Origin of the sequence: Micromonospora sp. NPDC051296 (assembly GCF_040682255.1) — a bacterium.
Lineage (GTDB): Bacteria > Actinomycetota > Actinomycetes > Mycobacteriales > Micromonosporaceae > Micromonospora > Micromonospora craterilacus.
On record NZ_JBFBAO010000380.1, the window covers coordinates 1 to 6,458 of the forward strand.

The 6,458-nt window shown below is 67.8% G+C and carries 7 protein-coding genes; 3 read left to right on the forward strand and 4 right to left on the reverse strand.

The features are described 5' to 3' along the window. Positions 1-104: 104 nt before the first annotated feature. A complete protein-coding gene (locus tag AB0M52_RS28485; RefSeq protein ID WP_363959998.1) occupies positions 105-305 on the reverse strand; it encodes an alkaline phosphatase in 201 nt (66 codons plus the stop codon). A gap of 791 nt (positions 306-1,096) precedes the next feature. Here AB0M52_RS28485 and AB0M52_RS28490 point away from each other — a divergent pair. The 3 genes from AB0M52_RS28490 (at position 1,097) to AB0M52_RS28500 (ending at position 5,493) form a co-directional block, all read left to right on the forward strand. Beyond that, positions 1,097-2,785: a glycoside hydrolase family 13 protein gene (locus tag AB0M52_RS28490; protein WP_363960001.1), complete on the forward strand. Its 1,689-nt coding sequence runs from the start codon at positions 1,097-1,099 to the stop codon at positions 2,783-2,785. Between the two features lie 4 nt (positions 2,786-2,789). Then, a complete protein-coding gene (locus AB0M52_RS28495) occupies positions 2,790-4,160 on the forward strand; it encodes an NAD(P)-binding domain-containing protein (RefSeq protein ID WP_363960004.1) in 1,371 nt (456 codons plus the stop codon). A 340-nt stretch (positions 4,161-4,500) separates the two neighbouring features. Further along, the gene (locus AB0M52_RS28500) at positions 4,501-5,493 is read left to right on the forward strand and encodes an NAD-dependent epimerase/dehydratase family protein (protein ID WP_363960007.1); all 993 of its coding nucleotides are present in this window, start codon (positions 4,501-4,503) and stop codon (positions 5,491-5,493) included. A gap of 155 nt (positions 5,494-5,648) precedes the next feature. Here the strand turns inward: AB0M52_RS28500 and AB0M52_RS28505 are convergent, their stop codons facing one another. The 3 genes from AB0M52_RS28505 to AB0M52_RS28515 form a co-directional block, all read right to left on the reverse strand. Then, positions 5,649-5,816 (reverse strand): hypothetical protein, encoded by a 168-nt coding sequence (locus AB0M52_RS28505; RefSeq protein WP_363960010.1) that lies wholly within the window; start codon positions 5,814-5,816, stop codon positions 5,649-5,651. Continuing rightward, positions 5,813-6,175 (reverse strand): hypothetical protein, encoded by a 363-nt coding sequence (locus tag AB0M52_RS28510; protein WP_363960013.1) that lies wholly within the window; start codon positions 6,173-6,175, stop codon positions 5,813-5,815. Before AB0M52_RS28510 ends, AB0M52_RS28505 begins: the two co-directional genes overlap by 4 nt. Beyond that, the coding region (locus tag AB0M52_RS28515; protein ID WP_363960016.1) for a hypothetical protein at positions 6,172-6,458 on the reverse strand (287 nt) is incomplete at its 5' end. The genes AB0M52_RS28510 and AB0M52_RS28515, both read right to left, overlap by 4 nt.

Here is a 6,458-nt window from a genome sequence, read left to right on the forward strand (position 1 = left end):
CGCCCGGGGGCCCCCCCGGCGGGGCCGCCGCGGCGGCGGGGGGGGGGTGGGCCGAGTCCCCCGGGGGGGGGGCGGGGGGGCTCGGCCGCCGGGCACCACCGGGGTCACTTCCTGGCGTCGATGCCGAGGGCGTCGATGATTGCGTGGAAGACCTCGGTGTTGTCCAGGAACCCGTTGAAGCGCTGCGCGCCGGGCCCGGATGCGACGATCGCCACGTCCTCTACGGTGTGCACACAGTTGGTCTGGTCGAACGGCAGGTTGCCGGTCTGCAGTTCGGCGCCGGGGTCGCGGGCGGGATTCGCCACGGCCTTGCCGGTAGCCGGGTCGATCAGCGCCGGCTGCGTCGGCTTCGGGTCGACCTCGAAGTCGTCCGCGTGGTCGGCCGGATCGCGCCGGTGGTGAACCGCACTGACGCAATGGTGCGCCGACGGGACTTGAACCGGGGGAACCCGACCGGCCGTCCGGCGCGTTTCCGGCGCGTTTCCCGCTGCGGGAGTCGGCCCAGCTTTTCAAGCCGCGGGCCAGAGAGCGAACCGGTACGCCTGGACCACCTTCACACCGGGTCCCCGGTGACCGCTTCGACAATCCGCCATGTGCGCAAGGTCAACAGTCGTGACGGGAAGCGATGGCCTGTCCGAGGGCCGCAGCGAGGAGCAGGGTCGAGCTGGTCAGCGCCGCACGCGGGTGGACGTTCGCCGGCAACGGGCTAAAGACGAGGTTGGAGACGTCTCTGCTGCCAACGCCTTGACACAGAGAGGTGCCGTTAGCGAGACAGGCCCAGGTCGGGGCGGTGTGGCGGGACACGACCACCGCCAAGGCCCGACAACAGCCGCGCCCCGGCCACGGCCGGCCACCTGCCACACCACTGCAGCCACCTGGCAGATCAGCCGGCATGTGCGGCGCTGCTAGCGGTGCAGAACCTCGGGCAGTTGTTTCCGCAACGTTCGACGACAGCCCTGGGTCAGGCACACGCGCCGCCCCGCGAGACCCTGACATCCCGCCACCTTCAAAATATCCACACGGATATTTTTGTGTTACGGTGTCGTCCACGTGGCGCAGATCCTCGCCGCACCGTCGACGAACGAACGGAGCGAGAATGTCGTCCTACCCAAGATCGCATGCCGACCAGGCGCGACTGGCCCACGCGAACGACCCGACGTGGTGGCGACAGGCAGTCGTCTACCAGGTCTATCCCCGTAGCTTTGCGGACTTCAACGGCGATGGGATCGGCGACCTTCGCGGAGTGCTATCCCGTGTGCCGCACCTCGCATCGCTCGACATCGACGCCGTCTGGCTGAGCCCGTTCTACCCGTCCGCACTGACCGACGGCGGCTACGACGTCGACCACTACCGTGACGTGGATCCGAGGCTCGGGACCCTGGACGACTTCGACGCACTCGTCGAACAACTCCACCGGCACGGAATTAAGATCATCATCGACATCGTCCCCAATCACAGCTCCGACCGTCACGCGTGGTTCCAGGAAGCGCTCGCGGGCGGACGCGGCTCCAGCGCCCGCGAACGCTACATCTTCCGAGACGGTCAGGGAGAGCACGGCGAACTGCCTCCGACGGACTGGGCGGCCCTCTTCGGCGGGTCCGCCTGGACGCGCGTGGATGACGGGCAGTGGTATCTGGGCCTGTTCACCCCTCACCAGCCCGACTGGAACTGGAACAATGCGGATGTCCAGGAGGATTTCCTGCGCACCCTGCGTTTCTGGGGCGACCGCGGAGTGGACGGCTTCCGCGTCGACGTCGCGATGGGTCTCGCCAAGGACCTGCGCGATCCCCTCCCGAGCTGGGAGATGATCGCACCGGGTCTGGCGATCCTCAAAGGTCTCGTCTTCGAAGACCCGTTCGAAGAGGGACAGCATCCGCTCTTCGACCGCGACGAGGTCCACGACATCTACGCCGAGTGGCGCGCCGTCTTCGACAGCTACTCGCCACCGTTGTTCGCCGTCGCCGAGGCGTGGGTGGCGCCGCACCGACGCGTTCGCTACGCCAGCGCGGAGGGCCTCGGACAGGCCTTCAACTTCGATCTGCTGACCGCGCCCTGGAGCGCGGCGGACATCGCGGCGATCGTGAAGCACAACCTTGAGCTGGCCGCTCGGGCGGGAAGCTCGAGCACATGGGTGTTCTCCAACCACGACGTCGTGCGCCACGCCACCCGGCTCGGCCTTCCGGACGGTGCCGACACCCGACGGATTGACGGCGTCGAGTCAGAGGTCGGACTGCGGCGTGCGGCAGCCGCGACACTCCTCGCGCTGGCACTGCCGGGAAGCGCCTACCTTTACCAGGGAGAAGAGCTCGGGCTGCCCGAAGTGACCGACATCCCGCCGGAGCAATGGCAGGACCCGATGGCTCACCTGGACGACGGCGTCGTCGTGACCAGAGACGGATGCCGCGTCCCTCTGCCCTGGACGACGGGAGGCGTGTCGTTCGGCTTCGGGCACAGCGCCCCCCACCTTCCACAGCCGGAGTGGTTCGGATCGCTCTCGGTGCAGGCCCAGACGGGCACGGACGATTCCACGCTGTCGCTCTACCGGGCAGCGCTCCGCATCCGCAGGCAGCTGCAGACGGACGAAACGGTGCGCTGGCTCGACCTCGGCGACGACACAATCGGCTTCTGCCGACGAAATGACTGGACGTCGATCACCAACTTCGCTGCGTCCCCCCTCCCGTTGCCGCATGGACGCGTCCTCGTCAGCTCGCTCCCGCTGACGCCCGACGGGAAGTTGCCCGGCAACGCCACCGTCTGGCTGCAGTCCGATCCCGGGCAGGTGTGATCGGATGCCGACCGACATTCCCCTCGTCGCACCTTCGGACGCCCACCCGGTCGTCATCGTCGGCGCCGGCCCGGCTGGCTTGGCCGCCGCGCGGGCGTTGCTGACCCGCGGCATCCCCTACATCCATCTCGAGCGTCACGTCGATGTGGGCGGCATCTGGGATCTCGACAACCCGGGGACGCCGATGTACAAGAGCGCGCACTTCATTTCTTCGCGCGACAAGTCGGGCTTCTTCGACACGCCCATGCCGAGTCATTTCGGCGACTACCCGTCGCGTGCCCAGATCCTGGAGTACACCCGCGGGTTCGCCGACACGTACGGCCTGCGAGATCGCATCCGGTTCGGCACCGCCGTCACCCGAGCCCTCCAGGACGAGGCGACGGGCGTGTGGACCGTCTCGACCGGCACGGAGGACCTCACGGCATCCGCGATGATCTGCTGCACGGGCGTGACGTGGGATCCGAAACTCCCTGAGGTGCCCGGCGACTTCTCGGGCGAGGTCCGTCACTCCGTGACCTTTGTCGACCCGGACGAGTTCGCCGGCAAGCGAGTGCTCATCGTGGGCCTCGGCAACTCGGGCGCCGACATCGCGTCCGATGCGGCGGCGAACGCGGACCGAGCATTCATCAGCACCCGCCGCGGATATCACTTCGTCCCCAAGCACCTCTTCGGTCGGCCCGCCGACAGTAGCGAGGTGCTTCCGATCTGGCTCGAGAGGCTCCTCTATCGGGTGTTCGCCCCCATCGTCATCGGCGATGTGCGGCGCTGGGGTCTGCCGCGCGCCGACCATCGGCTCTTCGAGTCACATCCGCTCATCAACACACAACTGCTCCATCACCTTCAGCACGGCGATATCACGGCCAAACCGGGGATCGCCCGATTCGGTGGCTCGGGGGTCGTCTTCACCGACGGCACTCGCGAAGAGCTCGATCTCGTTCTGTTCGCGACGGGCTACAACATGTCGATTCCCTACCTGCCGAGCGAGTACCTCGAATGGGTGGGAGGGCGGCCGAAGATGTACCTCAACGCCTTCGCCGCGCGTCCCGGACTGTTCGGCATCAGCTACATCGAAGTGAACTCCAGCGCGTACACGCTCTTCGACAGGATCGCGCACCTCGTGGCGGAGCATCTCGGCGACATCCGATCGGAGCCCGCGCGCGCACGGCGCCTGCGACGGATCATCGACACCGAGACGCCCGACCTCTCGGGCGGCGTCCGCTTTGTCGGAAGCGACCGTCACGCCACGTACGTTGAGGTCCGCGCGTACCGCCGCGCGCTCCGCCGACTGGCATCGCGGATGGATTGGGACGATCTGGAGCAGGGTCGGTTCGCCGGCCACGCCCGCTCCGTGGCGCGAGCAAAGGCGACGCCGTGAGCTGCCGGCGGCCCCTCGCCCTGGTGACCGGCGCCGCGGGCGGGATCGGAGTTGGTGTCTCGCGCAAGCTCGAGCGGCGCGATCCCGCTGCGGCGACGTTCGCGCAGGTGGTGGCAGTTCGCCGTCGGAGCGGCATCCGCGTGACCATCACGTCTTCCCGGAGGACCCGTGGGCGTCCGGCTATGAGTTACCCGCGTCCCCGGACAGTGGAGACGATGCCATACCACCCCGATGCAGAGGCGTTCCGCGATCGCCGTCGAGCTGGACGAGTTTCTGTCCGTGCCGCGAGTGTGACCACCCCACGGGCGACGTGAGCCCGAGCTATCCCAAGGAGAAACGCATGCGTTGTCTCGTCACCGGTGCCACCGGCTTCCTGGGGAGCAACCTGGTCCGGAGCCTGCTCGCGCGCGGCCATGACGTGCTGGCGACCGGCGCGCCCGGTTCCACGACGCGCTATGTGAAGGATCTCCCCTTGCGGGTGCAGCTGGCGGACCTAACCGATGCGGCAGAACTTCCCCCGTTGGTGGCTGGCCAGGACTGGGTCTTCCACGTCGCCGGCGATACCTCGACCTGGAGTCGGCTCGCCGCGCGGCGCCGAAGAGTGAATGTGGATGCCACGATCGCCCTCGCCGATGCGAGTCTCGATGCCGGTGTAGGACGATTCATCCACACGAGCACCCTTGACGTGCATGGGTACAACAGCAACGGTTCTGCGCTGCCGGAGCGGTCGGGCGATCGATCGTTTTTCGGCATCGGTTACGACTACGCCGACACGAAGGCCGAAGGAGAGTCGGAGGTTAGGGCCCGGATCCCGCGCGGTCTGGACGTGGTCGTCGTCTATCCGGGCTTCATGATCGGTCCCTACGACCACACCCTCCAGCTCGGACGAGTCGTGCGCGACCTTCAGGCGGGCAAGCTCACGCTCGCGCCTTCCGGCACGTCGTCGTTCTGCGACGTCCGTGCCGTAGCCGACGGGATGGTCGCGGCGGCGGAACGAGGGCGCACGGGCGCGGGCTACAACCTCACTGGCGAGAACCGGAGCTATGTCGACGTATTCACCCGCATCGCCGAGCTGATTGGCGCGGATCGGAAGCCGGTGCGGATATCACCCGCGGGATTGTCCGTGTTCGGTGCGGTCGCGCAGTTCGTCACGCGCTTCACGGGCCGCCCTCCCGCCATGGACCCGGGGCTTGCTGCCTACCTGTCCGCTCCCCAGGCCTCAGATTGGAGTGCGGCGCACCGCGACCTCGGCTATCACCCGGGGGATCTCGACCAGGCGATTCGAGACGCGGCGAGCTGGTACGACGAGCACATGCCCGTCGTCAAACGTTGACGCTCGTGCGGTCGAGCGCCGCGAGGAACGAGCGCTCCCAGAGTGACTCGAACGAGCGGTGCTGACGTGTAGGAGAGCCCTGATCACCCTCGGGGCGAACTGCAACTCATGTCCAGATCACCGCGTCGGCAATGTGCCGGGGCTGCGCCACAGCCTCATTCGAACAGCTCGCGGATGACCGCCATGGCACGTGGCGAGATCACCTCGTCGGGATAGAAGTCGCCGCAGAGCCGTACGGCGTCATCCACCGTTGCGACCTTGGACAACACTGCCAAGGTACGAAGATCGTCCACGTCGCGCACCCGCGCCGTGAGCGCCTTCATCGCAAAGATGTGCTCCGGCGAAACCGCCATGACGCGCAGCCCGGGATGGTCGAAGACCGCCGCCGGCCCGGGTCGTCCTTGCCGGAGACGTACACGCTGGCCTGCTCGTTGAGCCACCACGGGGGCAGCCCCAGGTCATCGGCCACCGCACGGGCCTCGTCGAGGACGACACCGTGCGGGACGAACATCGCATCGACGTCCCTGGTCACCCGTTTGGCATCGTATGCCAACGCCATCGCGGCACCGCCCACCACGAGGATGTCAGCGACGACGCCGCGCCGCACGAGCCTCTCCCCCAGGCGGGTGAACGCTCGCTCCAGTTCCGCACGCCCCATCAGGACGCCGTCCGACCCGCTCACGCCGCAGCCAAATCGTGAACCGACAAGTACACACCGTGCTTCCGGAACGCCGCCGGCGCCCACGCCAGGGCATCGGCGCGGTGAATGGCCAATTCGGCCGGGAACCAGGCCCGCCTTAGCACCCGCTCCTCGACCCATTCCGGCGGAGCAAGATCCGCCTGCGCGAGCAGATACTCCGCAAGCGCCGCCAACAGGTTGGCCAGCCGCTCCGTGGCCGGTGCCCCGGGTACGGTGCTGAGGATCTCGTGGGCCCGCGCGAGCAGGCTCTCGTCGCCGCCTTCCT

Excerpts from the sequence above, each read along its gene's own strand:
- AB0M52_RS28490 (WP_363960001.1), top strand. The coding sequence starts at position 1,097 with ATGTCGTCCTACCCAAGATCGCATGCCGACCAGGCGCGACTGGCCCAC.
- AB0M52_RS28495 (WP_363960004.1), top strand. The coding sequence starts at position 2,790 with ATGCCGACCGACATTCCCCTCGTCGCACCTTCGGACGCCCACCCGGTC.
- AB0M52_RS28500 (WP_363960007.1), top strand. The coding sequence starts at position 4,501 with ATGCGTTGTCTCGTCACCGGTGCCACCGGCTTCCTGGGGAGCAACCTG.
- AB0M52_RS28505 (WP_363960010.1), bottom strand. The coding sequence starts at position 5,816 with ATGAAGGCGCTCACGGCGCGGGTGCGCGACGTGGACGATCTTCGTACC.